The 23,026-nt window shown below is 70.6% G+C and carries 20 protein-coding genes and 3 pseudogenes; 6 read left to right on the top strand and 17 right to left on the bottom strand.

The window, feature by feature from the left end:
• Positions 1–189: 189 nt before the first annotated feature.
• The 5 genes and pseudogenes from ACWEVS_RS43810 to ACWEVS_RS43790 form a co-directional block, all read right to left on the bottom strand.
• Positions 190–1,026: pseudogene (locus ACWEVS_RS43810) on the bottom strand (IS630 family transposase); the annotation flags it as partial.
• Positions 1,027–1,165: 139 nt separating this feature from the next.
• The gene (locus ACWEVS_RS43805) at positions 1,166–1,309 is read right to left on the bottom strand and encodes a hypothetical protein (RefSeq protein WP_452556892.1); all 144 of its coding nucleotides are present in this window, start codon (positions 1,307–1,309) and stop codon (positions 1,166–1,168) included.
• Positions 1,310–1,349: 40 nt separating this feature from the next.
• Complete coding sequence (locus ACWEVS_RS43800) at positions 1,350–2,003, bottom strand: response regulator (protein ID WP_449931483.1); 654 nt, start codon at positions 2,001–2,003, stop codon at positions 1,350–1,352.
• A gap of 5 nt (positions 2,004–2,008) precedes the next feature.
• Positions 2,009–3,586 carry a sensor histidine kinase gene (locus ACWEVS_RS43795; protein ID WP_452556890.1) on the bottom strand — a complete coding sequence of 526 codons (1,578 nt, stop codon included), beginning with the start codon at positions 3,584–3,586 and terminating at the stop codon, positions 2,009–2,011.
• Positions 3,587–3,594: 8 nt separating this feature from the next.
• Positions 3,595–5,343 carry a CocE/NonD family hydrolase gene (locus tag ACWEVS_RS43790; protein ID WP_452556888.1) on the bottom strand — a complete coding sequence of 583 codons (1,749 nt, stop codon included), beginning with the start codon at positions 5,341–5,343 and terminating at the stop codon, positions 3,595–3,597.
• 275 nt (positions 5,344–5,618) lie between these two features.
• Between ACWEVS_RS43790 and ACWEVS_RS43785 the strand changes: the two genes are divergently transcribed.
• Positions 5,619–6,056, top strand: coding sequence for a type II toxin-antitoxin system PemK/MazF family toxin (locus ACWEVS_RS43785; protein WP_452556886.1), 438 nt, complete (start codon positions 5,619–5,621; stop codon positions 6,054–6,056).
• A gap of 84 nt (positions 6,057–6,140) precedes the next feature.
• Here the strand turns inward: ACWEVS_RS43785 and ACWEVS_RS43780 are convergent, their stop codons facing one another.
• The 8 genes and pseudogenes from ACWEVS_RS43780 to ACWEVS_RS43745 all read right to left on the bottom strand — a co-directional run bounded on the left by ACWEVS_RS43780 (position 6,141) and on the right by ACWEVS_RS43745 (position 13,663).
• A complete protein-coding gene (locus ACWEVS_RS43780; protein WP_452556884.1) occupies positions 6,141–6,290 on the bottom strand; it encodes a hypothetical protein in 150 nt (49 codons plus the stop codon).
• On the bottom strand, positions 6,287–6,685 hold the full coding sequence (locus ACWEVS_RS43775; RefSeq protein WP_452556882.1) for a tyrosine-type recombinase/integrase: 399 nt from the start codon (positions 6,683–6,685) through the stop codon (positions 6,287–6,289). The genes ACWEVS_RS43780 and ACWEVS_RS43775 overlap by 4 nt, the downstream gene beginning before the upstream one ends.
• A gap of 377 nt (positions 6,686–7,062) precedes the next feature.
• Positions 7,063–8,276, bottom strand: a pseudogene (locus ACWEVS_RS43770) (RNA polymerase sigma factor).
• A pseudogene (locus ACWEVS_RS43765) lies at positions 8,276–8,691 on the bottom strand (YciI family protein). Before ACWEVS_RS43765 ends, ACWEVS_RS43770 begins: the two co-directional pseudogenes overlap by 1 nt.
• 499 nt (positions 8,692–9,190) lie before the next feature.
• The gene (locus ACWEVS_RS43760) at positions 9,191–9,343 is read right to left on the bottom strand and encodes a hypothetical protein (protein WP_449931651.1); all 153 of its coding nucleotides are present in this window, start codon (positions 9,341–9,343) and stop codon (positions 9,191–9,193) included.
• 264 nt (positions 9,344–9,607) lie between these two features.
• Positions 9,608–11,179 carry an MFS transporter gene (locus ACWEVS_RS43755; RefSeq protein ID WP_452556879.1) on the bottom strand — a complete coding sequence of 524 codons (1,572 nt, stop codon included), beginning with the start codon at positions 11,177–11,179 and terminating at the stop codon, positions 9,608–9,610.
• A 100-nt stretch (positions 11,180–11,279) separates the two neighbouring features.
• Positions 11,280–12,581, bottom strand: a complete 1,302-nt coding sequence (locus tag ACWEVS_RS43750) for an MFS transporter (RefSeq protein WP_452556877.1) — start codon at positions 12,579–12,581, stop codon at positions 11,280–11,282.
• Complete coding sequence (locus tag ACWEVS_RS43745; protein ID WP_452556875.1) at positions 12,578–13,663, bottom strand: alkene reductase; 1,086 nt, start codon at positions 13,661–13,663, stop codon at positions 12,578–12,580. The genes ACWEVS_RS43750 and ACWEVS_RS43745 overlap by 4 nt, the downstream gene beginning before the upstream one ends.
• Positions 13,664–13,794: 131 nt before the next feature.
• Here ACWEVS_RS43745 and ACWEVS_RS43740 point away from each other — a divergent pair, with 131 nt between their 5' ends.
• Positions 13,795–16,494, top strand: a complete 2,700-nt coding sequence (locus ACWEVS_RS43740) for an ATP-binding protein (RefSeq protein ID WP_452556873.1) — start codon at positions 13,795–13,797, stop codon at positions 16,492–16,494.
• 83 nt (positions 16,495–16,577) lie between these two features.
• On the opposite strand, the gene ACWEVS_RS43735 is transcribed toward ACWEVS_RS43740, so the two are convergent.
• Entirely contained in the window at positions 16,578–16,718 is a 141-nt protein-coding gene (locus tag ACWEVS_RS43735; protein WP_452556871.1) for a hypothetical protein, read from the bottom strand.
• Here ACWEVS_RS43735 and ACWEVS_RS43730 point away from each other — a divergent pair.
• Genes ACWEVS_RS43730 through ACWEVS_RS43720 form a run of 3 tightly spaced genes read left to right on the top strand, consistent with a single transcriptional unit; the run spans position 16,707 to position 17,619 of the window.
• On the top strand, positions 16,707–16,943 hold the full coding sequence (locus tag ACWEVS_RS43730) for a hypothetical protein (protein ID WP_452556869.1): 237 nt from the start codon (positions 16,707–16,709) through the stop codon (positions 16,941–16,943). The genes ACWEVS_RS43735 and ACWEVS_RS43730 overlap by 12 nt on opposite strands.
• A complete protein-coding gene (locus ACWEVS_RS43725) occupies positions 16,940–17,248 on the top strand; it encodes a hypothetical protein (protein ID WP_452556867.1) in 309 nt (102 codons plus the stop codon). Before ACWEVS_RS43730 ends, ACWEVS_RS43725 begins: the two co-directional genes overlap by 4 nt.
• Positions 17,200–17,619: a hypothetical protein gene (locus ACWEVS_RS43720; protein WP_452556865.1), complete on the top strand. Its 420-nt coding sequence runs from the start codon at positions 17,200–17,202 to the stop codon at positions 17,617–17,619. Before ACWEVS_RS43725 ends, ACWEVS_RS43720 begins: the two co-directional genes overlap by 49 nt.
• 432 nt (positions 17,620–18,051) lie before the next feature.
• On the opposite strand, the gene ACWEVS_RS43715 is transcribed toward ACWEVS_RS43720, so the two are convergent.
• Positions 18,052–19,413: a hypothetical protein gene (locus tag ACWEVS_RS43715; RefSeq protein ID WP_452556863.1), complete on the bottom strand. Its 1,362-nt coding sequence runs from the start codon at positions 19,411–19,413 to the stop codon at positions 18,052–18,054.
• 398 nt (positions 19,414–19,811) lie between these two features.
• Between ACWEVS_RS43715 and ACWEVS_RS43710 the strand changes: the two genes are divergently transcribed.
• Positions 19,812–20,081 (top strand): DUF397 domain-containing protein, encoded by a 270-nt coding sequence (locus tag ACWEVS_RS43710; RefSeq protein WP_452418309.1) that lies wholly within the window; start codon positions 19,812–19,814, stop codon positions 20,079–20,081.
• A gap of 873 nt (positions 20,082–20,954) precedes the next feature.
• Here ACWEVS_RS43710 and ACWEVS_RS43705 read toward each other — a convergent pair.
• Positions 20,955–22,097, bottom strand: a complete 1,143-nt coding sequence (locus ACWEVS_RS43705) for an FAD-dependent monooxygenase (RefSeq protein WP_449931631.1) — start codon at positions 22,095–22,097, stop codon at positions 20,955–20,957.
• Positions 22,090–22,551, bottom strand: a complete 462-nt coding sequence (locus tag ACWEVS_RS43700; protein ID WP_449931629.1) for a GbsR/MarR family transcriptional regulator — start codon at positions 22,549–22,551, stop codon at positions 22,090–22,092. Before ACWEVS_RS43700 ends, ACWEVS_RS43705 begins: the two co-directional genes overlap by 8 nt.
• Positions 22,552–23,026 lie beyond the last annotated feature (475 nt).

The raw sequence follows: 23,026 nt of genomic DNA, 5'->3' as shown, positions 1-23,026 counted from the left end.
CCAGCTCAAAGGCTGGAAGATCCTCCGAAAGCTACGCTGCAGCCCTTCCAAGGCCGGCCACCTCTGCAAGGCCATCGCCGTCCTTCAGAACCACCATGTCGCTCACGCCGCCCGAGGATGAAAAACGTTCAGTGGTTGTGGGCGGCTAGGAGCTGTGACCGGAAACGATCGCCGGGTTGGGGGATGGTTTCAGGCGGCGGGCGTGAGGGGTCGGCCGCCCCAGCGGATGCCCTTCTCGCTGCGGACACGGGCGCGTTCCCGACGCTGGGCGGCCAGCACGTCGGGATGACGGGCGTGGGCGTTGCGCCAGCGCAGGTAGGCCTGAAGTTTGCGGGTCTGCACGGTGTGGTTGGGATGGTTGGAGTTGGACAGGGTGAACTGGCGCAGCGGCCCGAAGTGTGCCTCGATTGGGTTGGCCCAGGAGGCGTACGTCGGGGTGAACAGCAGCTCGACCTTGTGCTTGCTCGCCCAGGCTCGGATGCGCCAGTTCTCGTGCACCGACAGGTTGTCGAGGATGACGTAGATCGGGGCGCCGTCCGGGCGGGCCGCGCGGATGGAGCGCAGAGCGGCCCAGGTGTGGTCGATGCCCTTGCGGCTGCGGTTGACGCCCCACAGCAGGTCATCGCCGACCGAGCAGCAGCCGTGGAAGTAGGTGACGCCGTGGGTGCGGCGGTAGGTGGCCGGCAGCCGGTCCGGCCGGCCCTGCTTGGCCCAGCCGGCTCCGGCGACCGGGCGGATGCCCAGCGGCCCGAACTCGTCGAAGGCGAAGGTGCGCTCGGGCCGCTGGGTCAGGGCGTACTCGATCCGGTCCAGCTTGGCCTCGACGTCGGGATCGGGCGACTCTTTCCAGGTCTTGGTGCGCTGGAAGGTGATGCCGTGCCGGGCCAGGAGCAGGCGTAAGGCTTCGCGGCCGATCCCGATCGTGCGGCCGGGCAGCCGATGAAGATACGCCAGGAGCTTGCGGATGGACCAGCGGGTGAAGGGCTGGCCGAGCTTGACCGGGCGGGTGGTGGCCGTCTGGATGAGATCTCGCGCGCGAGCGCGTCGCCTCCAACACGTCGAGCACCGTGATGGAGCCGGCCTCCTGCAGTGCCGCGAATCTCAGGCGTCCGCCCGTGACGTCCTATAGCCGGGACACCGGCCTGGCGGCGAGCTCCGCGGTGGCCTACCGTCCGCGGAGCGGTTCGAGAGCGGACCGGACCTCCGCCACCGCCCCGTCGTGCTCGGCGATCAGGCCCCACGCGTCGCCCAGCAGCCGCGCCACCCGCCGTGACAGGTCCCGGACGTCCTCGGCAGACGCTGATCCCATGGGCCGCCCTCGGCCTGCCCGGCACACCGGTCGTCGCCTGTCAGCGATCGGCCAGCATCCCGGCGTCGTGGGCGACGATCGCGGCCTGGACGCGGTTGCCGCAGCCGAGCTTGGTCAGGATGCGGCTGATGTGCGTCTTGACCGTGCCCTCGCCCATGAACAGGGCCTTGGCGATCTCGATGTTGGAGTAGCCCGCACCCACCAGGACGAGCACCTCGCGCTCGCGCCCCGACAGGGCGGCGACCAGGGCGCGGGCACGTCCGTCGCCGCCCTGCAGGTAGCGGTCGATGACGCGGCGGGTGAGCTGCGGGGCGAGGATGGCGTGGCCGCCGGCCACCGTGCGCACGGCGTGGATGAGCTCCTGCGGGCCGGTGTCCTTCAGCAGGAACCCGGCCGCGCCCGACCTCAGCGCCGCGGCCAGGTTCTCCTCCTCGCCGAAGGTGGTCAGGACGATCGCTTTCACGCCGGGGGCGGCGTACGCGAGTTCGCGCAGGGCGGTCAGGCCGTCCATGCCGGGCATGCGGATGTCCAGCAGCGCCACGTCCACCTGATGCTCCAGGGCGGCCGCCACGGCCTCCGCGCCGTCGGCCGCCTCGGCCACCACCGCGATGTCCTCAGCGTGTTCCAGGATGAGCCGCACGCCGGTGCGGAGCAGGGCCTCGTCGTCGGCGAGCAGGACGCGGATGGGCGGCATGAGGATCATTCTCCCGGGCCGATCCGGACGGTGATGACCCGTCTGTCCACGATGCGGTCGCCGGCCAGGCAGTAGCGGACGACGCGGACCGAGTTCCGGGTGACGTCGTAGTCGGCGTCGAAGTACCAGCAGCGGGTGCCGGGCGGGCGGGGCGGCTCATGGGCGGCCACGGCCAGCTCCGCGATCGGCTCCGAACCGCCGACGAGCGCGCGCAGGGCCGCGTTGGCCATGCCGACGTCCAGCATCGCGGACCGCGAGGGCAGGGGCAGGTACGCCAGCACGGCGACCAGCAGCACCGCGGTCAACGCGACACCGCCGGCCTGCAGCAACGCCATCCCGATCCGGTTCGCGAGCCGTTGGACGGGGGTGGAGGCAGGGGGACGCGGGCGGGCGGCAGGGGTGACGTCCGGGTGCGGGACGGAGGGGACGGCGTCGGTCCAGGGGAGGCGGGCTTCCACGCGGAAGCCGCCGCCCGGTGCCCGGCCCGCCGAGAACGTGCCGCCCAGCAGGCGTACCCGCTCGCCAAGCCCGGCCAGGCCGCTGCCGGAGCCGGTCTCCGCCGGGGCGGCGGCTGCGGGCGGCGGGCCGTTCTCCACGGTCAGGGCCAGCTCGTGCGGCCCGTGCCGCACCTCCACCCGGCAGGGCGCGCCGGGCGCGTGCCGGTGGAGGTTGGTGAGCGACTCGCGCACCAGCCGGTGCGCGGCCAGGCGGAGCGCCCGGTGCTCCTGCCCGACGTCCGGGCCGGTCCAGGCGAACGACACGGCGTGCCCGCCGGCCTGTGAGGAGGCGGCCAGGCGCTCCAGGTCGGCGCGGGTGCCGGTGGCGTCGGTGAGGCCGTCGGGCGACGCGGCGGCCTCACCGTCGGCGCTTAGCACGTCGAGGACGGTCCGCAGCTCGCGCATGGCCGTCGCCGCGGTGTCGCGCACCAGGCGGGCCCGTTCGGCCAGCGGTGGAGTGGCGCTCAGCTCCAGACCACCCGCGTACAGGGAGATGAGGCTGAGCCGGTGGCCGATCAGGTCGTGCATCTCCTGGGCGATCCGAGACCGTTCCAGCAGCCTGGCGCGGGAGGCGGTCAGCTCGTTCGCGCGTTCCAGCACGTCGTTGCGTTCGCGTAGGGCGCGCAGGAGGCGTTCGTGCTGGACGACGACGAGCCCGAGCAGCCCCGGCCCGGCCGCGCAGATCACCGAGACGGCGATCGTCACCACCACGACCTGCTGCCAGGCGGCCTGCGAGGTCGTGACCAGGCAGACCGCGAGAGGCAGCACACAGGCCAGCCCGCAGACCGGCACGTGCCTCTTCGCGGGGACACGGCCGGCCGCGCCGTACGCGGTGACCGCCAGCGCGACCCCGGTCTCGATGAAGCGGCCGAACAGCAGCGCGGCGCCGACGAGCGCCAGGAGCGGCCACCGCCGCCGGGCCAGCACGAGCCCGGCGGCGAGCGCGCACGCGATGGACACCAGGGCCGGGTGGGTCAGGGTGGTCGTGGACGGCCAGGCCAGCCAGGTCGCCACGCCGGACAGCGCCACGACCAGCGCGGCGACGAGCAGCGCCAGCGCGGCCTCGGTGACCAACCGGTATCGCATGGGTCCATCTAAGGGGTCGGGCCGTCACCCTGGGGCACGGGCGTGGTGTTGGGGCGGCACGGCTGGCGCATCGTCGTGCCGCAGGCGGGCAGCGACTCGGCGTGCGGGTAGTCGACGTGGCCGAGCACGATACTGGACGGCCTGCCGCGGTCGAGCCAGACGGTGTTGGTCGAACGCTGTTTGACGTGCCCGAAGCGCCAGTAGCCGGTCTGCGACGGCGTGTCGACGGTCAGCCTGATGCCGGATCCGGCGCGGAACACGTGTGCGAAGCGCGGGATCTCCACCCGCAGCAGGGCGGGCTCGCCCGGGACGAGCGGCTTCAGCGCGGAGGCGCGGAAGTCGCCGTAGGGGCGCAGCTCGGTGGAACGGCCCTTGTCGAGCACCCGCTTGGACGCGCGCAGCCAGCCGCGCTGGACGAACATCTCCTGGCCGTCCGGCCGCACCTCCGACAGCGTGACCTGCACGTCGGTGTCCGGCGCGGTGGCGCTGAGCCACAGGTCGGCCGAGCCGGCGCCGTAGAAGCCGAGATCCTGCGGGAGCGCGCCGGTGGTGAAGGCGAGCTGGCCTTTCTTTTCCTTCACGGGCTGCCAGCCCTCGTCCTCGGGGTTGTTGACGACCGGGCTCTTGGCGGGGTAGCGGTAGCTCGCGCCCGCCTCGGCCTTTGTGGGCTTCTCGTCGCTCATGCGTCCGCCCTCGTGCAGCCACAGCCGCTTCGGGCGCACGGGGACGGGCAACTGGTCGAACTCGGCCACCGCCCTGGGCTTCTCCTCCGGCCTGTTGCTCAGCTCCTGCAGCACGCGGACCCGCGGGCCGTTCTCGAAGCCGTTGTCCTCGCCCTTGACGAACCGGGCGAGGAACTGCTTGAGCGTGTCGTCGATCTCCCGTGTGCCCTCGTCGGTGTGGTGGTCGCCGTTGGAGCCGAGCAGCCAGCGGTTCTTCGCGTCGACGGTCTCCTCCGCGTAGCCGGCGCGCGGGCCGACCTGCTCGTCCTGCCAGGACTGCAGGAACAGCGCCGGCACCTCGATGCGGTGGGTCTTCCGCATCGCGCTCATGCGGAGGTGCACGCCGCCGTCGTGCGGGTTGTCCTTCAACAGGACGCTCACGTCGAGGTCGGGGCGGCTGATCTTGGTGATGTTGGCGAGCACGGTGCGCCGGCACGCCTCGTCGCCGTCGAGCTTGGCGGCGGTCTTGGCGGCGTTCTTCCAGATGGCAGGGAACATGGACCACCAGCTGTACGGGAAGCCGATGTTGGGGATGCCGCCCGGGTAGGCCACGTCGCGGTAGGTGTCGGCCACCACCTTGCTCGGCGTGATCGCGACCAGCCCCTTGGGCCGCTGCAGGGCGGTCCAGAGCTGGGTGTGCCCCGAGTAGGAGACGCCGATCATGCCGACCCGGCCGGTGGACCAGGGCTGTCTGGCCGCCCACTCGATCGCGTGCTTCCCGGCCGCGCCCACCGAGGCGTCGAAGACCTTGTCCTCGCCGGTCGAGCAGCCCGTGCCGGGGACGTTGACGCCCACGATGGCATACCCCTCGCGCAGCCACCGCTTACCCACCTCGGGGTCAGAGCCCGCGCCGTAGCCGTCGTACTCGACGAGCACCGGGAAGCGCCCCGTGGCCTTCGGCAGTAACACGGAATAGCGCAGCTTGTCGCCGTTGGGCAGGTTGAGGTAGCCCCAGTGGCGGGTGGGCGTGGGTGGGTCCTGCACGGTTGTTCCGGTGGCGGCGAGGACGACCGCCAGCGCGAGATGTCGGATCATGACGGCCACGTTCCCCGGAGCGGCCCCTCCCGCGCATCTGCCGATCGGCTCCCCGCCTGTCAGCCGTCCGGGTCGATCTCGCCCTCCGCGCCCTCTTACGTTCGCAAAGCGGAAGTCCCAATATCGACTCTGATTGACGCACATATCGGGGCATCACTGCTCATGTCGCATTCCCTTGCCTCAGAGCGCGAAGGCATCATGAGTGGGCCGGATATACCAGAGCTGCGGCGCGCGCGTGAACGGAGAGATGTGGTGACTCACCATCAGCGGTAGCGGTGAAGGAACGCCTCTCCGCCCGGCTGGTCATCATGCAACGCGGTGAAGTCTGGTGGGTCGACTTCGATGAGCGACGCCCGGTCGTGCTGCTCTCGGACGAGGAGTCATCCGGGTTTCAGGCGATGCAGGTCGTTGCGCCAGCGGGCGTCGACATCAGCGGCCTGGGCGTTGAAGTGGCCGTAGGAGCCCCGGAAGGACTGCCCTTCGAAGGCGTGCTGCGGTTCGCGTTCCCGCGTCCAGGCTTTACTCCGTGCACATGGCTGACCACCGTGGCCCGGGACGACCTGATCGAGCGGGCGGGCGTGTTGTCCTCCGTGAAGCTCAGCGAGGTTGGAGAAGCCCTCCGTGCCGCTGGAGAGAGGAGGGAGTGGACCCCGATGACGGCTGCCAGGATCAGCGAGATCAAAGATGCCCGCCGTCTCGAAGGACTCGAGTAGCGGACGCCTGTGCTGCCCAGCTCGATCTCGTCGACGACTGACCGCTGCCCTCTCTCCACCGCACTCCAGCAACAAGATCACGATCTACGGCTGGAGTAGAAGGCGGTGTATTTGGGATGCCGACAGGTCGATGCCGCGCTCGCGCAGCAGCGGCACGAGCTCGGTGGCTGTGTAGATGCGCTGATCGGCCATGATCTCGCGCAGCCTCCAGGTGTAGCCGACTTTGCGTTTCATGATTCTCTCCCCGGCTGAGTCTTGAGCGCGGCCGCGATGGTGGCGTCCAGGTGCCGACGCAAGGTGCGGGTGCGGAAGTCGGAGCTGACGCAGGTGTAGATCGAGGTCGTGCTTGCATGCTCGTGTCCGACCTGCTCTTGGACGAAGCGCGGATCCCAGCCGTCCTCGATCAGGTGGGTACTGGCGGGCCAGGGCGCGGCGCCCGGTCGCGTCCACGCCGTCCAGGTGCCGCTGGGAAGCGGAGTGGCGCTCCCAGCGGCCGTAGTGGCGGACCACGATCGAAGTGAATCCTTCGGTTGGCTCGACCAGCCGGGCAGCGCGGAGACGAAGCGGGCCACCTGCTCGGGGGTGCCGTGCGCCTGGAGGGTGAACGCGTCGAGCTGGACGGTCTGCACGTCGTAGGCGGCAGCGAACCGGCGGGTGGCGGCGGCGCGGGCCTCGGCCTTGCCCGTGGCGCGGGGGAAGGTGAAGCGCGCCGAGGCGCGGCCGCGCTGGTCGACGCGGATGGTGTCGGCGGTGACGTACGTGGCGCGGCGGCGGGCTTCGCGTTCGGCCTTCTCCGCGCGGCGCGTTTACGTTGCTGCCATCCTGGCCTGACAAAGCACCTGGGCCACGGCCGGTCCCGGACGAGGTCTACGCGCCGACCGTGGGCGAGTTTCTCCCCGGGTTCGCCGCGCTCCCGCCGTCCGCATTCGGGGATTCGGCCGTCGGGGCCGATGCGATCGACGGTATCTGGGCCGCGCCTGAGTCCCGGCTGGCCGAGCTGGAGAAGTCAGCTCAGCGTGGCCGCCTTGCGCAGCAGCACTGAGCGTTCGCGCTGGTTGGCGCACAGCCGGGCCGCCAGCTCCAGCTCGGCGCGCGCTTCTGGTCGCCGTCCGAGTCGGGCCAGCAGCTCCCCGCGTACGGTCGGGATCAGATGTGAACCGGGGAGCCGGTCCGAGGCGATCAGCTCGTCCACGATGGCCAGGGCTTGCGCCGGGCCCGAGGCCATGGCGACGGCGACGGCCCGGTTGAGCTCGACCACCGGCGAGGGTGCGACCCGGCCGAGTGTCTCGTAGAGCACCACGATCCGGTCCCAGTCGGTCGCCTCGACCGAGGGCGCCGACGCGTGGGTGGCGGCGATCGCGGCCTGCAGGCCGTAGGGGCCGAGGCCGCGAGTCGATGCCTTGGCCAGCGCGGCCAGCCCACGGCGGATCGCCGAGAAGTCCCACCGCCGCCGGTCCTGCTCGTCGAGCAGGACCGGCGAACCGTCCGGGCCGGTCCGGGCCGGGAAACGCGCGGCCGTCAGCTCGCACAACGCCAGCAGGCCGTGCACCTCCGGCTCGTCCGGCTGCAGCGCGGCCAGCGTGCGGGCCAGCCGGATCGCCTCGTACGCGACGTCGGGGCGCAGCAGCCGGTCGCCCGACGTGGCCGTCGACCCCTCGGTGAAGATCACGTAGAGGACGCTGAGCACGCCGCCCAGCCGCTCCCGGCGCTCGGCGGCCGGCGGCAGCTCGAACGGCACCCCGGCCGCTGCGATCGTCTTCTTGCCCCGGGTGATGCGGGCCTGCACGGTCGGTACGGGTACGAGGAACGCGCGGGCGATCTCCTCGCTGGACAGGCCGCCTACCACGCGCAGGGTCAGCGCCACCCGGGCCTCGGGGGAGAGCACCGGGTGGCAGCTGACGAACATCAGCGCCAGCACGTCGTCATCGATCCTGTCGGGATCGATTTCTTCGTCAACTGCCAAGTCGGCCGCCAGCAGGGCGTATCGGTCCTGGAGGGCGGTCCGGCGGCGGATCGCGTCGATCGCCCGCCGCCGGGCCGTGGCCATCAGCCAGCCGGCCGGATTCGCCGGAGAGGCGAGCGGCCACGACACCAGCGCCTCGGCCACCGCCTCCTGGGCCGCGTCCTCGGCAGCCCGAAATCGCCGGTGAACCGGGTCAGCGCGGCGACGATCCGCGCCGACTCGATCCGCCAGACGGCCTCGACATCGGCCGTACCCATCAGATCTGGCCGTTGCTCTCGCGCCCGGCCCAGTCCTTGATGATCACTCGTCAACCTGCGGGACCTCGTCGCTCCCGGGCACCCGCCGGACCTCGATCTTGGACCCGGGGGCCGCCGGGACCCGCTTGGCCCACTCGACCGCCTCCTGTTTCGAGGCGACGTCGAGCAGGAAGAAGCCCCCGAACAGTTCCTTGGTCTCGCCGTACGGCCCGTCCGTGACCACCGGGGCCTCGCCGCTGAAGTCGACCACGACGCCCTGACCCGGATCGTCCAGCCCTTCCGCCGCGAGGAGAACGCCGGCCTTGACCATCTCCTCGATGAACTGGCGGGTCGTGGCCATCATCTCGTCGATGTTGGCCATCATGGCCGCGTTCGACTCGTCGGTGCCCCGCATGATCAGCAGGTACTTCGGCATCGCGTTCTCCTCGTCCGGCGGGGCCGCCTCTCGGCCCTCGCACCCACACGTCGAACGAGCGGCCCGCGGATCGACACGGCCCCGGAGAAATCTCTCGCCGCGACGCAGCCGATCTTTCCGCGTTTCGCCTGTCAGTGCGGCCCATGAGCGATGGCTGACGCGGACGCCCTGCTGATCAGCAAGCTTATCGTCGCATCTTTGGAAGGCGGCGACGCTCACACAGATCTGGGGAAAGCATTCGGGACGCGCTCAGTGACTTCTTTCCGCTACTGGGCTGAAGAGAGGGCGACGGGAATCTTTAGCGGCGTTTCGCCTGCGGCGCACTCTCATGCCGCCGACAACGAGCGGCCGGCCTCCCACGGTTCGTCACTATGCGTGAGCGGAGATCCGTTCGACGCCGGGCGCGGCCGTCGCAACCGGCGTGGCGCCGAAACTCACGAACATCGAGAGCGGCGAGATCTCGCTGGCGCCCGAACTCAGCGACATCTGGCGCCGGAACTCACGAACAAAACCAGGCGAGCATCTGGTCGAGCTCGACCAGGCCGTGCAGGGCGGAGAGGTTCAGCACGCGGCCGCCGTCGTGGGTGAGTGCGTCGGCGGCGCGGCGGGCCGCGCGGTGGTAGGAGCCGGTGTAAAGCTCGCCGGCGGGCACGGGGACAGCCCCTTGGGCGCCAAGGGGAAGCTCCAGCTGCGCCTGGAGAGCGCTGGAGTGCGGGATCCGGGTGCCGCGCCGACGAGCAGGCGCTGTTGAAGGCTGGCCGTAAGGCGGTCGCCCCCCTGGCCGCCGCCCAGGGTCTGGGCCATATCCCAGGAATGCGGATCGTGACGCCTTCCTGCGCGTCGTGCGGATGCTGTCGGAGCTGTCGCGCGAAGACATCATCGGGCCACGGTGAGGGATCCGGTGGGGAGGAGTTCGTCAGGCCGAGGAGAGGCCTTCCTCGACCTCCGCCGTCCGGTCCCGCCCGGAGGGTCCGGCTGGCTCACTCGCGCCGGGCCTGCGGAGTGCGGCAAGCGCGATGGCCGCGGTGACGGCGGCGATCACGGCGCAGACCACACCGATGGCGTTCAGTCCACTGGTGTAGGCGTCCCGCGCCGCGGCCAGCACCTTGGCGGCGGCCTCGACGGGCAGGTGCTGAGCCGCCACGATCGCGTTCTCGAGACCGCCGCCGACAGCCTGCGAAACGTCGGCGGGCAGGCCATCCGGGACGGTGACCACGCCGCGGTAGACGGCGGTGCCCAGGCTGCCGAGGACGGCGATGCCGAGCGAGGCGCCGAGGTCACCGCTGATGGAGGAGAGCGCGGCCGCGGAGCCGGCCTTCTGCGGCGGGGCGGAGCCGACGACCAGGTTGGTGCCCAGCGCGCCGATGGGGCCGCCGCCGAAGAAGGCGGCCACGAAACCGGCGACGAGCAGCGGCATGCCGCCCACCGGGTCGACGAAGACGATCAGCAGATAGCCGGCCATGCTGACGAGCAGGCCCAGGCCGATGACGAGGGAGAGCGGGAGGCGCTTGGCCAGGGCCGGAGCGAGCTGCGCGGCGACGATCGACGCGACCGCGGACGGCACCATCCACAGCCCCGCCGCCATCGGCGACAGTCCCTCCACCATCTGGAAGAACCCGGTGATGAAGAGGTAGCTGCCGCCGGTGGCGATCATGGAGACCAGCAGGATCACCAATGCCGCGGTGAAGGCGCCGGTGCGAAAGAGCCCGAGGTCGAGCAGCGGGTGGGTGAGTTTGCGCTGCCGCGAGACGAACAGCGCGCCGACGGCCGTGCCCACGACGACGGCTGCGAGGGGCAACGGTTCCCAGCCATGGCGGGCGAGCTCCTTGAGCCCGTAGACGATCGGCAGGATGGCCGCCAGCGACAGGACGACGCTGAACAGGTCGAGCTTGCCGCCGTCGGGGTCCTTGTACTCGGGCAGCAGGATCGGCGCGGCGACCAGCAGCATCAGCATGACGGGCACGCCCAGCAGGAACACCGAGCCCCACCAGAAGAACTCGAGCAGGGTGCCGCCGACCACCGGGCCGAGCGCGGTGCCCGCCATGAAGCAGCTGGCCCACACGGCGATGGCACGGCCGCGCTGGTGCGGGTGGTGGAACATGTTGCCGATCAGGGCGAGGGTGGACGGCATCAGCGTGGCGGCCGCGATCCCGAGCATGGCACGGGTGGCGATGAGCATCTCCGCGCTGGACGAGTACGCGGCCAGCAGCGAGGTGAGGCCGACGGCGACGGCGCCGATCATCAACAGCTTGCGGCGGCCGATCCGGTCGCCCAGCGTGCCCATGGTGACCAGGAAGCCGGCGATCAGGAAGCCGTAGATGTCCATGATCCACAACGTCTGGGTTCCGGTGGGACTCAGCGCCTCCACGAGGTGCGGCAGGGCGAGGAAAAGAACGCTCTGGTCGAGAGAGATCAGCAGGGTGGGCAGGGCCAGCACGGCGAGCCCCGCCCACTCCCTGGCCCCGGCCTTCGCGGCGTTGGCAGACATGTGTTTCCTTCGTAGATCGGTGGGACGGCTCTGGACGTACGTGGCGTCGCGCGCGACCGCGGCCGGAGCCGGGGTGGTGCGGGTGGGGGTGGCCGTGGGCTCAGCCCACCATCAGGGTGGTGATGGCCGGCCCGAAGGCGGCGCCGAGCAGGTAGGCGAGGTTGAACAGGCCGATGGCCGCCGGCTGCTGCGCTTCGGGAACGGCCGCGCGAGCGCGGTTCGCGAACACTCCCTGACCTGAGGCGGCGGCCAGCGAGGCGAGCGCCTGGGCGGACAGCAGCGCCATCGGGGTGACGCTCAGGGCGGCCGTCACTGCCGCGGTTCCCGCCAGCACCAGGAAGAGCACGACCGGGAAGAGGAGGGGCCTGCGCTCGATCATCGCGATCACCAGGTACGAGGCGAGCCCGCCGAACAGCAGCGGCCAGGTGATGGCCAGCCCGACCTGCCCGCTGCTCCAGCCGGCGTTCCCTGTCAGCAACGGCGGCAGCGCGTATATCAACCCGAAGTTGACCACCGCCAGCACGAACGCCGATCCCGCCGCGATCAGGAAGGCCGGAGCTCGGACGACACCCAAGGGGACGAAACCGTCGGGTCTGGCGCGCAGGCGCAGTGCCAGCAGCGTCCCGGCGATCACCGCCGCGCCCACGCCCGCCTGCCAGGAGTGCGGGATGAACACCAGCGCCGTGACCAGAGCCGTCAGCAGCATCATGCCGGTCGGATCGAGACGCCTGCCGGACACCGGCGTGACCGGTCGGCTGCGCAGCACGAAGGGCACCCCGGCCACGCTGAGCACGGGCAGGGCCAGCGCGGCCCGCCAGCCCAGATGATCGGACACGACGTCACCGATCAGCGGGGCGGCGGCGCCGATCGTCGCCAGCGAGGCCGTGACCAGACCCATCGCGCGGGGCGAGCCGGTGAGGCTCATCGCGATCGTGGTGAGCCCTGCGGTGCCGAGTCCCTGGAGCGCGCTGCCGGCCACGAGGAACGGCAGGGCAGAGGTGGTCATCACCATGACCGCACCCAGGAGCACCAGCGCCGCGGCGGTCAGCAGCGCCACGCGTGCACCACGACGGTTCTGCAGGCCTGCCAGCAGCGGGGTGCCGACCGCGATGGCCCACCCGAACGCGGTGACCATCCAGGTCACCGCCCCGATGGTGAGGGCGAGCCCGCGAGCGGCGTGGGGCAGGACCAGTGTCGGCCCGGCGATGCCGAATGACATCGGGCCCGCGATCAGCGCCAGCAATACTGCCGGGACGCCGCCGCCCGTGGTGGCGCGCCCATCGTGCGTGGCCGCGCTCACCGGCAGGTCGCGGGATCGGTCGGCCGGTACGGCAGGCGGTCCGCCGTTCGGCGCGCCCGGACGGCCGGTGCGGTGATCGGCGGTGAGGGAGTCGCCGCTCATCGGGCGTCCGCCCTTGCCAGCGTCGGGTAGTCGGTGTAGCCGCGGTGGTCGCCGCCGTAGAAGGTGGCGGGGTCCGCTGTGCCGTACGGTCCACCTGCCTCGACGCGGGCGGCCAGATCAGGATTGGCCAGCCAGAGTTGCCCGAACGAGATCGCGTCGGCGAGCTCCGCACGTAGCGCCTCCACCCCCTCCTGCACGGTCGCGGGCTCCGCTCCGCTCCTCGGGTGCGGGTTGAGCACGAGGCTGCCAGGCCATTCGGCGCGCAGCAGCTGCGTGATGCCGCGCGTGTCGTTCTCCGAGACGTGCAGGTACGCCAGGCCGTACGGCGCCAGCGCCCGCGCCAGCTCGCGGTAGAGGATCTCGGAGTCGCTCTCCTTCATGCCGTTGTACGTGATCCCCGGTGAGACACGGATCCCGGTGCGAGCCGGGCCGATGGCGTCGCTGACCGCCTGCACCACCTCCACGGCGAACCGGATGCGTCGCTGCACCGACCCGCCGTATGCGTCGGCGCGCCGGTTGGTGTTGTCCGACAGGAACTGGTGAATGAGATGGCCGCTGGCGCCGTGCAGCTCCACCCCGTCGAACCCCGCGTCCATCGCGTATCGGGCCGCGGTCACGAATTCCTCGATGGCGCAGGCGATGTCGTCCATGGTCATGTGGCGCGGAGTGGGATGCTCCAGCAAACCCTGCGGCGTGTAGAGGCATTCCCCGGAGGGGATGGGTGACGGCGCCAGCGGCAGCTCGCCGTGGGGGTAGAGGCAGGGGTGGCCGATCCGGCCCGCGTGCATGAGCTGGACGAAGATACGGCCACCGCGACGGTGTACTTCGTCGGTGACCGTTCGCCAGGCCGCCGTCTGCTCCGGCGAGTGCAGCCCGGGGGCGTCGATGTAGCCCTGCCCCAGCACGCAGGGGTGGGTGCCCTCTGTGATGATCAGTCCCGCGCCGGCACGCTGGCCGTAATACTCCGCCGTCAGCTTGTCCACCAGACCGCCGCGAGCACGGCTTCGGGTCATCGGAGCCATGATGAGGCGGTTGGGCAGATCCAGGTGGCCCACGGTCACCGGCTTCAGGAGTTCGCTCAAGGCTTCCTCGCATGTCGTGTGGTCATTTCCGCTGGTCCGAGGCTAGGAAGCGGCGAATACGGGCCGAATCGGTAATGTTTCGGTATTACGTACGGTGTCCGGTATGCGTATCGACGGGGCGGGGAGCTTGGTTGCTGTACGGCAGGGAAGGTGAACGAGCCGAGATTCGGGCCCTCGTCGATGCGGCGCGAGACGGCCGGAGCGGCGGCCTGGTCGTCCGGGGGGAGCCCGGGATCGGCAAGTCGGCGCTGCTTGCCTGGGCTGCCGAGTACGCGACAGGGTTGGGGCTGCGCACGCTGTCGGTGACCGGCATCGAGGCCGAGGCCGACCTCGCCTTCGCCGGACTCGTGCAGCTTCTCTGGCCGGTGCAGGACAGGCTCGGCGCTCTGCCCGGGCCGCAGGCCGACATGTTGCGGGCCGTGCTCGCGCCTGGGCAGGCGCGAGGGCCGGGTGCGCAGGACAGGTTCCTGTCGGGGCTGGCCGTACTGACCCTCCTGGCCGACGTCGCCGACGAAGGGCCGCTGCTGTTACTGGTGGACGACGCGCACTGGCTGGACCAGGCGACCGCCGACGCGTTGCTCTTCGCCGCTCGCAGGCTGTCCGCCGAAGGGGTCGCGCTGCTGTTCGCCGCGCGGGAGGAGGGCTTCGTCGCGGCCGGCCTTCCGGAGCTGCGGCCGTCGCGCCTGTCCACCGAGGACGCGTCCTTACTGCTGGCGGACCGCGGGCTCGCGCCTGCCTCGCGCGAGCAGGTGGTCGCCGAGGCGGCGGGTAACCCGCTGGCGCTCATCGAGTTCGCCGCCTCGCAGCGTCCCTACCATTCCGTGGCGGGGCCGATGCCGGTCCCCGACCGGGTGCTCGCCTCCTTCCGGTCACGGATCGGCATGCTGCCGGAGGAGACGCGCCTGATGATGCTCACGGTCGCCGCCGAGGGACGTGGGCATCTGCCGACGCTGCTGGGCGCGGCCGTCGCGCTGGGGGTCGGGGTGGAGGATCTGGAGGAGGCGGAGAAGGCCGGGCTAGTCGACGTCACCGGGAACGTTGTGACGTTTCGTCATCCCTTGATCGGTACCGCTACCTACCAGGGCGCTCCGCTGGCGCGCCGTATCGCTGTGCACCGGGCGCTGGCGGCGGTGGCGAGCGACGAGGACTGCCGGGCCCGGCATCTCGCCGCGGCGACGACGTCGGCGGACGAGCAGGTTTCCGACGAGATCGCCCGCGCGGCCGAGCGCGCCCGCGGTCGCACCGCGTACGCCGCCGCATCAGGGCTGTACGAGCAGGCCGCGCGGCTCAGCCCCGAGCCGCGGATGCAGGCGGCACGGCTCGGGGAGGCAGCGTGGCTGGCGCTGTCCGTCGGCCACGCGATCCGGGCCGTGAACCTCGTCGAGGAGGCCGAGCGGCTGGTGTATGACCCCGAGTCGCTGGCCGGGTTGGCGCCGGTGCGTGCGGCGGTGGAGTTCGAGGTGGGCGAGCGGCGACTGGCCGCACGTGAGCTGGTCGAGCGGTCGGCGTACGCGGCGCCGGAGCCGGCCGCGGCGATGCTGCGCGCCAGCGCCGGCTACGGCTGGTTCCACGGTGACCGCGAGGCGATCCTGGGCGCCGCCCAGCGGTTGCGGGAGATCGGGCGGCCCGACCCCATGGTGCTCGGGATGGCGGCTCTGGTGCAGGAGGACTACACGCGTGGCCTGCCGTTGCTGACGGACTTCGTCGTCCGTGCCGCCGGCGTGGGCCTTCCGGCCGGGACGGCAAGGCCGGAGACGTTTCAGGAGGGAACGATCCGTCTGGCCGGAGGTCTGACGAACTCGTGGGCCACGCTCTGCGCGATGATCCTCGGCGCTGACGAGGCCGCCGCCGAGCTGGCCGAGGCGGACGTGGCGCACTGCCGTCGTCACGGCCTGGTCGGTGCGCTGCCCCAAGTGCTCCAGGACCTGGCCGGCGTCCAGGTGGCGGCCGGACGGCATCGTGATGCCGAGGCGTCCATCGAAGAGGCCGCACGGCTGGCCCACGACACCGGGCTCGGGCAGCGGGTTCCGCAGCTCTACTCGGTGCTGGCAAAGATCCCTGCCATCGAGGGCGACGAGACTCGCTGCGTACGGCTGGCGAGCAGCGCGCCCGACACCGGCGGCATGGCAGGCACCGCCGCGCTGAGCCTGCTGGATCTGGGACTGGGCCGCTACGCCGCCGCGCTGGACCGGCTGGAGGCCGCCTCGCGCGGGCCGCTGAGGCACGCGGCGGGACTGCTCGCCGCGGCCGCCGATCAGGTGGAGGCGGCCGTTCGGCTGGGCGAGCCGGCGCGGGCCGCGGAGCCACTGCGCCGGCTGGAAGCGTGGGCGCGGGCCGCAGGGCAGCCGTGGGCGGAGGCCGTGACCAGCCGCTGCCGTGCCCTGGTAGGCGGCGGCGAGGCGGATTTCGTGCACGCGCTCGAGGCGCACAAGCGTGCGGACCGGCCGTTCGAGCAGGCGCGTACCGAGTTGCTGTATGGGGAGTGGCTCCGGAGGGCGAAGCGGCGCAGCGACGCGCGGGCACGGCTACGCTCCGCGCTGGCCGTCTTCGAGCGGCTGAACGCGGTGCCCTGGCTGGAACGGGCGCGAGCTGAACTGCACGCCACAGGCGAAACTCTGGCCCCGGCCGAGCCCGCCGCCGCGAACCTGCTGGATCGGCTCACCTCACAAGAACTGCAGGTGGTGCGGTTGGCGATGGAAGGGGCTTCCAGCCGGGACATCGCCGCGCAGCTCTTTCTCAGCCCTCGGACGATCGAGCACCACCTCTACCGGGCCTTCCGCAAGCTTGGCATTCGCTCACGCCGCGAGCTGGCCCGCCTCGACATCAGCTGACTTCGGCGTTCGCGCATGGAGCCGCAGCCGCGGTCACGTCCACGGACGTGGTGTATGAAGCGATCTTTGCTGGTGTTGTTGCTTCAGATGGACAGGTCCTCGCCCTGTTTGAGGGCGGCGACCTCGTAGGTCTCCTCCGAGGTGGCGTCCAGGAACCGGCTGAGTTCGTCGGGCCGGGTCTGGTAGAAGCCGTCGATGTGGAATCCGTCGTAGTGGATCGGCACCACGACCTTGGCTCCCAGCAGGCGCGCCGCCACGGCCGCCTGGTCGCGGGCAAGAGCGAGCAGCTGCGCACCTTCCCGAAGCTGCCTTCGGCGGCGCGCACGATGGCCTCGGCGATGGAGGTGCTGATGGACGCGCCGGAGGCCACCACCGATCGCCTGGTGCCGCTGGTGGAGGTATGGAAGGGAAATTGGCGGCCGCAGTGGAGAAAGTCGCGGCGTTCGTGACGGTCACCGACGACGACGCGGCGGCAGAGTGGCGATCCGAGCTGGTCAATCGCTACCGCACCGTGCAGGGGTTCATCGAGCCGCTGCTGACCACGATCCGGTTCCGGATGGTCGAGGCCGGCAGTCCAGTACTGGCGATGGTGCGCACCGCCGCGGTGATGGCCAAAGGCCGACGCCGCTACGGTCCCACCGACATCGCCGCCCACGAGGCCCTGTCACTGGGTCGTGGCGGCCGCTGGTCTACCGCAACCCAGACTTGCCCGAAGAGCAGATCGACAAGGCGGCGTTCACCTTGTGCGCGTTGATGCACCTGCACCAGGCACTGCGTCGGCGCGATGTGTTCGCTGAAGGCTCCGAGCGGTGGAGCGATCCGCGGGCCCGGCTGCTGGACGGCGAGGCGTGGCAGGCGGCGATGCCGCAGATCCTCACCTCGCTAGAGCTGGAGGCCGAACCGGCAGGGCATCTGGCCGAGCTCGCCGGCGCGCTGGAGGGCGCCTACACCCGGGTTCTGGACGGGCTGGGCGCCAACACCGCGGTGCAGTTCGTCGGCGGCCGCCTGCAGTTGGAGAAGCTCGGGCGACGCCCGGTCAGCGCATCGGCGCTGCCCCGGGGCTTACCCCGCACCGGCATCCCCGATAGACATCGAGGAGGGGCTGGCTCAGCTCGACGAGGCTGAGACCAAGCGGGCCGCCGAGTGGGAGTCGGTGCTACTGGTAGGCGATGCGGCAATTGTGGCCGCAGCCCGCACCTGGCACGAAGCGGTCTGGAACGTTGAGCTCTACGCCAAGGGCATGCGCAGTGACCCAGATGGTTGGGTCAGCGCCGTAGGCGCCATGAGTCGCGCCCGCGACGCCTTCTACGCCAGCGCGCGCCGCGATCTCGGCATCGCCGGTCCGCCGCCGCCCTCCGGTCAGTGGCCCCGGCCATGGGAGATCGGCGAGCCCGCCGGGCCAAGCGAGATCACCCCGGAGCGAGACAGTAGATAGGTCCGCCTGAGCTCACGCAACGGAACCCGCCTGTCGACGTCGACGACGCTGATCGTCGTGTCGGATGGCGCGCGATGACCGCCGCCTCGGTCAGTTCAGCCCATCCTGGCCGGGTCAGCGGCTCAGCGCGACCCGTCCATGCCCCTTCCGGTGGCACCCCTGTCCCGCGGGGTCAGGCCGTAGTCGGGACGGAAGGTCGAGGAGGCGGGGAACGTGGTGTCCGTGCAGCCGCGGCGGGCGACGACGTGGGTGACGTAGGCGCGGAACACCTTCTCCAGCGCGGACGTCACCAGTTCGTCGTAGCCGGAGGCGATGGTCATCGTGTGGATCTGGGGTTCGCCGTGACAGCGGGACGACGCCCACCAGAGCGGCTGGTCACTGCGGCCCGCCTTGCCTGGTTCCGCGACGACCGGAGCCTCGTCGTAGTGAGTCCTTTTGAGCCGGACGTTGGCTACGTCCTGGCCGGCGTAGGTGTGAAAGGAGACCCACCACATGCCCGGATTTTCGGGGCGCAGGATGTCGTCGCGATCCGCGGCGTCAGCCCGCCAGAGATCGTCCGCGCGGGTGCTGCTGAGCACGAGGCCGCAGCGCTCGTCCCACAGTTTGTCGTCCGTGCGGCTTTCGAGGACCTGGTCCGGAAGCTGCTTGTGGCGCGCGAAGCCGGTCTTGCGGTACCAGGCGCAGGTGCCGTCCGCGCCGGCGACCGGAACGGGGCCTTGCGTCAGGGCGGGGATGTCCTCGGGTGGGTCGGGCAGGCGTTCGGCGCAGCCCAGGCGTTCGGCGAGGTTGTTGGCGGTGATCACGGCGATCTTGGCGAGCGTGTCGCGGTCGCGCGAGGTGAGCTGGCCGTTGTCGGCGAACGGCGGGCCGAGATTTTCCAGCGCGGCCCGCGCCCACAGCGATGTGATCGGCTGCCCGTTCGACGTGCCCCGCGGGCAGGGGAGGTCGACGGTGATGCTCGAGGCCGTGACCAAGCCCGCCATCCCGCCGCCGAGCGGTTCGCCGGAGTAGGTAGGGACGTAGCGGTTGACGAGGTTGTCACCCGGGACCTCGGGGGACATCTGTCCGTTCGAAGGCAGAACTCCCACCGCTCCCGTGAAGAAGAGCCTATGGCTGGTGGACGCGGGGTTTTCCGCACCCGCCTCGGGGCTGAAGATCGCGCAGTGCTCAGGCAGGCCGGCGTCGAGCTCGATCGTTTCCTCGTCGGCCGTCCGGTGAGAGATGGTGCTGCCCGCAGGGGACAGCGCGAGCACCAGCCCGGCCGGCACAAGGTCCGCGCAGGACTCGTTGATCTGCTGTCGGGCCTGCCAGTTCTGCCACAGCAGCGCGCCGCTCCATCCGATCGCCGCTACGGCGACCAGACACAGCAAAGCCTTGACAGATCTGCGGACCGCACCCGGGGCTGCCACCGCTTTTCCGATCTCATCGACGGCGTGCAACGTTGGCGGGGGGTTCTGCACCATACCTTTCACCACCCAACTCATCCGCAGCGGGAATCCCTGCCCTGGTCGCCGAACTGCTCGGCCACGGCTCCCTCGAACCACCCGGCGTTACGCCCTGGCGGCCAACCGCGGGTTACCGCGTGCCCACTCCACTCGTCATGCGACGAGGTGAACACTTCGGCAGGCTCCCGCGTCGACACCGCTCTCGTGAACCTTGGGTGAGCCGCCCGAACGATCGACGCCCCGACCCCCGCAAACCGTCACCAACCAGCGCGAGCCTCAAGATTCTAACGACCGGCGATCAAGCCCGTGGCCAGACCGACGACCGTCGCGGGCCGCGCGGCGTCAACCTTCAGATCCTGTCCGGCATCTGCGCCGGCCTGCACCGGCCCAGCAGGGGACGCAGGTGGGGCATGCCGGCTCCAGAAATGCGGCGGGAGATGAGCGCCATCGTAGATCACCCTGAAACGGGAAACGGCCCGCGCTGTGTGAGCGAGGCGGGCATACTGTCGCACGTGCTTGGCGAGAACTGGGTGTCGGCATCCGAAAGCGGCGGATGCGTCGAGGTTCGCCGCGATGGCGAGCGCATCCTGGTGCGCAACAGCCGCGACCCGGACGGGCCAGTGCTGGCGTTCACGCCCGGCGAGTGGCGAGTATTCATCGGGGGCGTGCGCAGTGCCGCCCGACCCGCTCCTGCAGATGCGTCCTGACGGTGGCGACCATCTCGGCGGCGAACACCTTCTGCCAGTACCGGAAGTGCCGGCGGGCTCTGGCACGGCTATCGATGCCACCAGCTCACTGATCGCCGCGCTGAAGGCCGGGTCGGCGGCCGCGCGGGCGTAGATCTCACGGCCGTACGTGTCATACAGCGTCTGCACCGCGAACGTCTCCAGCGGCCCAGGTGTCTTCTCCTGATCGGGCCCGTCGCCGTCTTGCCACCACGTTTGTAACCAAGATCCCACTTTGCTTATCCCAACATGATGCGCGCACCCATGCGGAGCATGGCAAGCACGCAGTGTAAAGGCTGCTGGTCAAGGCTCCTGTCAATCGCTGGGGGCCCGGCATCGAGCTGGCAGGCCGTCTGACCAGGCTGATCGGCGCCATCGGCGCCAGCGCCCGTGACGGAGGCTTGCTGTTCGGCCGCGCCGCGTCCGCCTATCAGCGGCTGCCGGCTCAGCGGAGGTCGGCGGGCTCCCCCTGAGACTGACACTCGGCCAGCACTCCAGTGACACTGTGAGATCATGACTGGATCTGCGCTGGTAGTGGGTGCCTTGTGACGGCGACGCCGGGTGGACCCGTACCGCTCGAATATTGAGTTACGTCTCCTGAGCTGCGGTGAAGCGGCGTGGTGGTCTTCGCTGATCACGCCTGCGACGACAGGCTTTCGACGGACGGATCGCCGGTGACGGAGCTCGGTCTCGTCCTGAACGGCTGGCGTTGTAGCGTCCTGGGGCCGTTGTTGCCGGGGCCTGGTTTAGTTGCGCCGGAACGGCGCCGGTGTACGCCCGCTGGTCGGTGAGTCCGCTGATCCCTCAGCGCCGTCACCAGCGCCCGCGCCACTTGTCGTTCATCGCGTTCTCCGTTCAGTTCGAGGATTCGGCGGGGGCCGGCGGCGTCCAGTTCCACAGCTTGCCGGTTTCCTTGCGTACGACCGACGCGGGCGCCCTGCGCATGCCCATGACCTGCATCTGGTAGATGAGCTTTGACCGCGACACCGCGATCTTGCCCTTCCTCCGGGCCATCGAAGCGATCATGTGCGTCCGGTCGAGCCTGGCCCGGTCGTAGGCGGCGAGGTCGTCCGTAGTGGCTGCGAGCGTGGCCGCATCCTCGATCGCCTGGCACGCCCCCTGGCCCATGTCCGGCGTGACAGCATGCGCGGCGTCGCCCAGCAGGACGACCCGGCCGTGCACGTACGTGGACAGCCGGTCGAGATCGTTGATGTCGTTGTGCAGCACGGCCTCGCCAGGTGTCGCGTCGAGCAATTCTCCGACCTGCTTGTGCCAGCCCTGGACACGGCGCCGTACCTCGGCCAGGTTGTCGGTGTAGCGCACGCCGGGAGAGCCGGCGTGCACGCCGAGCGCCCAGTAGACGCGCTCGTTCCCGACGGGATGGGCCAGGAAGTAGGAGCCACGCCCGAACGTGAAGGTCCCGACCTCCGGCCACACTGATCCGGGGCGGGTGACGCCGCGCCAGGCCGTGTACTGGAAGCGGGGCGCGGGCGCGTCCGGCCAGAGTGTCTTGCGCACGGTGCTGTTGATGCCGTCCGCCCCCACCACGAGGTCGGCTTCGATCTCCTGCTCGCCCTGCTCCGTGCGGTAGCGGACGGTCGCGCTGGTCGCCGCTGTGCTCACCCCGGTGACGGTGGCGCCCGTGCGGACGATCTCGGCGGGAACCTGCTCGACCAGCAGACGGTGCAGATCGGCGCGGTGAAAGCAGGAAAGCGCGGTGTCGAGCTCGGGATCGAAGCGCCGCAGATACTCTCCGTCGGGCAGGAGCAGGTTGTAGGCCGCCTGCGACGGCGTGGCCGCGGCCCGGATCAGCGCGCCGATGCCGAGCGAGTCGAGCGCGCGTAGGGCGTTCGGGGCGATGGACAGCCCGGCGCCGACCTCGCCCAGTTCGGGCGCGCGCTCCAGCACCACGACGTCCCACCCGGCCCGTCGTAAAGCGATGGCGGCGGTGATCCCGCCGATGCCGCCCCCGGCCACAACCGCCGAACCCTTACGCATCTCGCTCCTCGCTCCTCTCGAATGTGAACGCGGTGGCCAGCCACGCGAAAGTCTGGTGCGCCGCCCGCAGCCGGGCCGCTCTGGCGCTGCCGGGCTCGAACATGTCCATGCCTTTGTGGGCGACGTCAGCGAAGGCGGCCAGCGTGGCGATCCGCTGCTTCATCACCATCGGCCAGGCGTCGTCGTCAATCCGGAAGTACGTCGTGCGCTCGCCCTGACCGGCTCGGCGGCGTACCAGGCCGGAGGCGGTGAGCAGGTTCATGTTCGTGGTCAGGGACGCGCGGCTGGCCCCGATCGCCTCGGCGATCTGCGTGGCCGACTGCTCGGCTGGATCGCACACCATCAGCCATCCCAGGATCCGGCCTGAGATGGGTGGGTGGCCGTACTGCTCGGCGAAGAACGTGGCCACCTCCTCCACCCATGCACGCAACTCGTCGTGCTCTGGCTCTGCCACTTTCCCATCTCCTCCAGCTAAAAGTAGCTTGCGCTGTCTTATGCTAGTTGAAGCTAGCATAAGAAGGTATTCCGCCGCTTGTGCAGCTCCTGTCCCGAAAGGGCGCGGAAGGGAAACAACGGGACCGCGATGACGCCCTGATCCGTGACATACGGCGAGGTGTGCGGATCCAAGGGCTTGCGTGCCGTCGGGTCGTGGCGGTCGACGCAGCCGATGAGCAGGTTCCCGGTGTTGCCGGAGAAGGTGACCTGGTCGATCTCGAAGGCAGTCTCTGGATGCAGCCAGCGTCCCGCCAGGGCCCAAGGGGCGCCGGCCGGCTCACACCACGCGGGGTGTCAGGGGTCGTGCTGGGCATCGGCCAATTCGGTGGGCAGCGACGCCGGTGTGGTCGCGCCGGGGCTGGACGATTTCTCGCCCCACAGCAGCAGGTCTTGGCCGTCGGTCAGATGCGCCGTGACGGCCGCGATGTGCTGGG

The sequence above is a fragment of the Nonomuraea sp. NPDC003754 genome, from assembly GCF_053605785.1.
The sequence above is the reverse complement of the archived record's forward strand: the minus strand, read 5'-3'. Positions and strand labels throughout refer to the sequence as shown.

What these genes read in the sequence shown, in the direction of transcription:
- ACWEVS_RS43705 (WP_449931631.1), bottom strand. Translation starts at nt 22,097, where the DNA reads ATGCGTAAGGGTTCGGCGGTTGTGGCCGGGGGCGGCATCGGCGGGATC.
- ACWEVS_RS43750 (WP_452556877.1), bottom strand. Translation starts at nt 12,581, where the DNA reads ATGAGCGGCGACTCCCTCACCGCCGATCACCGCACCGGCCGTCCGGGC.
- ACWEVS_RS43710 (WP_452418309.1), top strand. Translation starts at nt 19,812, where the DNA reads ATGAGCGCCATCGTAGATCACCCTGAAACGGGAAACGGCCCGCGCTGT.
- ACWEVS_RS43715 (WP_452556863.1), bottom strand. Translation starts at nt 19,413, where the DNA reads ATGAGTTGGGTGGTGAAAGGTATGGTGCAGAACCCCCCGCCAACGTTG.
- ACWEVS_RS43805 (WP_452556892.1), bottom strand. Translation starts at nt 1,309, where the DNA reads ATGGGATCAGCGTCTGCCGAGGACGTCCGGGACCTGTCACGGCGGGTG.
- ACWEVS_RS43800 (WP_449931483.1), bottom strand. Translation starts at nt 2,003, where the DNA reads ATGCCGCCCATCCGCGTCCTGCTCGCCGACGACGAGGCCCTGCTCCGC.
- ACWEVS_RS43790 (WP_452556888.1), bottom strand. Translation starts at nt 5,343, where the DNA reads ATGATCCGACATCTCGCGCTGGCGGTCGTCCTCGCCGCCACCGGAACA.
- ACWEVS_RS43755 (WP_452556879.1), bottom strand. Translation starts at nt 11,179, where the DNA reads ATGTCTGCCAACGCCGCGAAGGCCGGGGCCAGGGAGTGGGCGGGGCTC.
- ACWEVS_RS43795 (WP_452556890.1), bottom strand. Translation starts at nt 3,586, where the DNA reads ATGCGATACCGGTTGGTCACCGAGGCCGCGCTGGCGCTGCTCGTCGCC.
- ACWEVS_RS43780 (WP_452556884.1), bottom strand. Translation starts at nt 6,290, where the DNA reads ATGAAACGCAAAGTCGGCTACACCTGGAGGCTGCGCGAGATCATGGCC.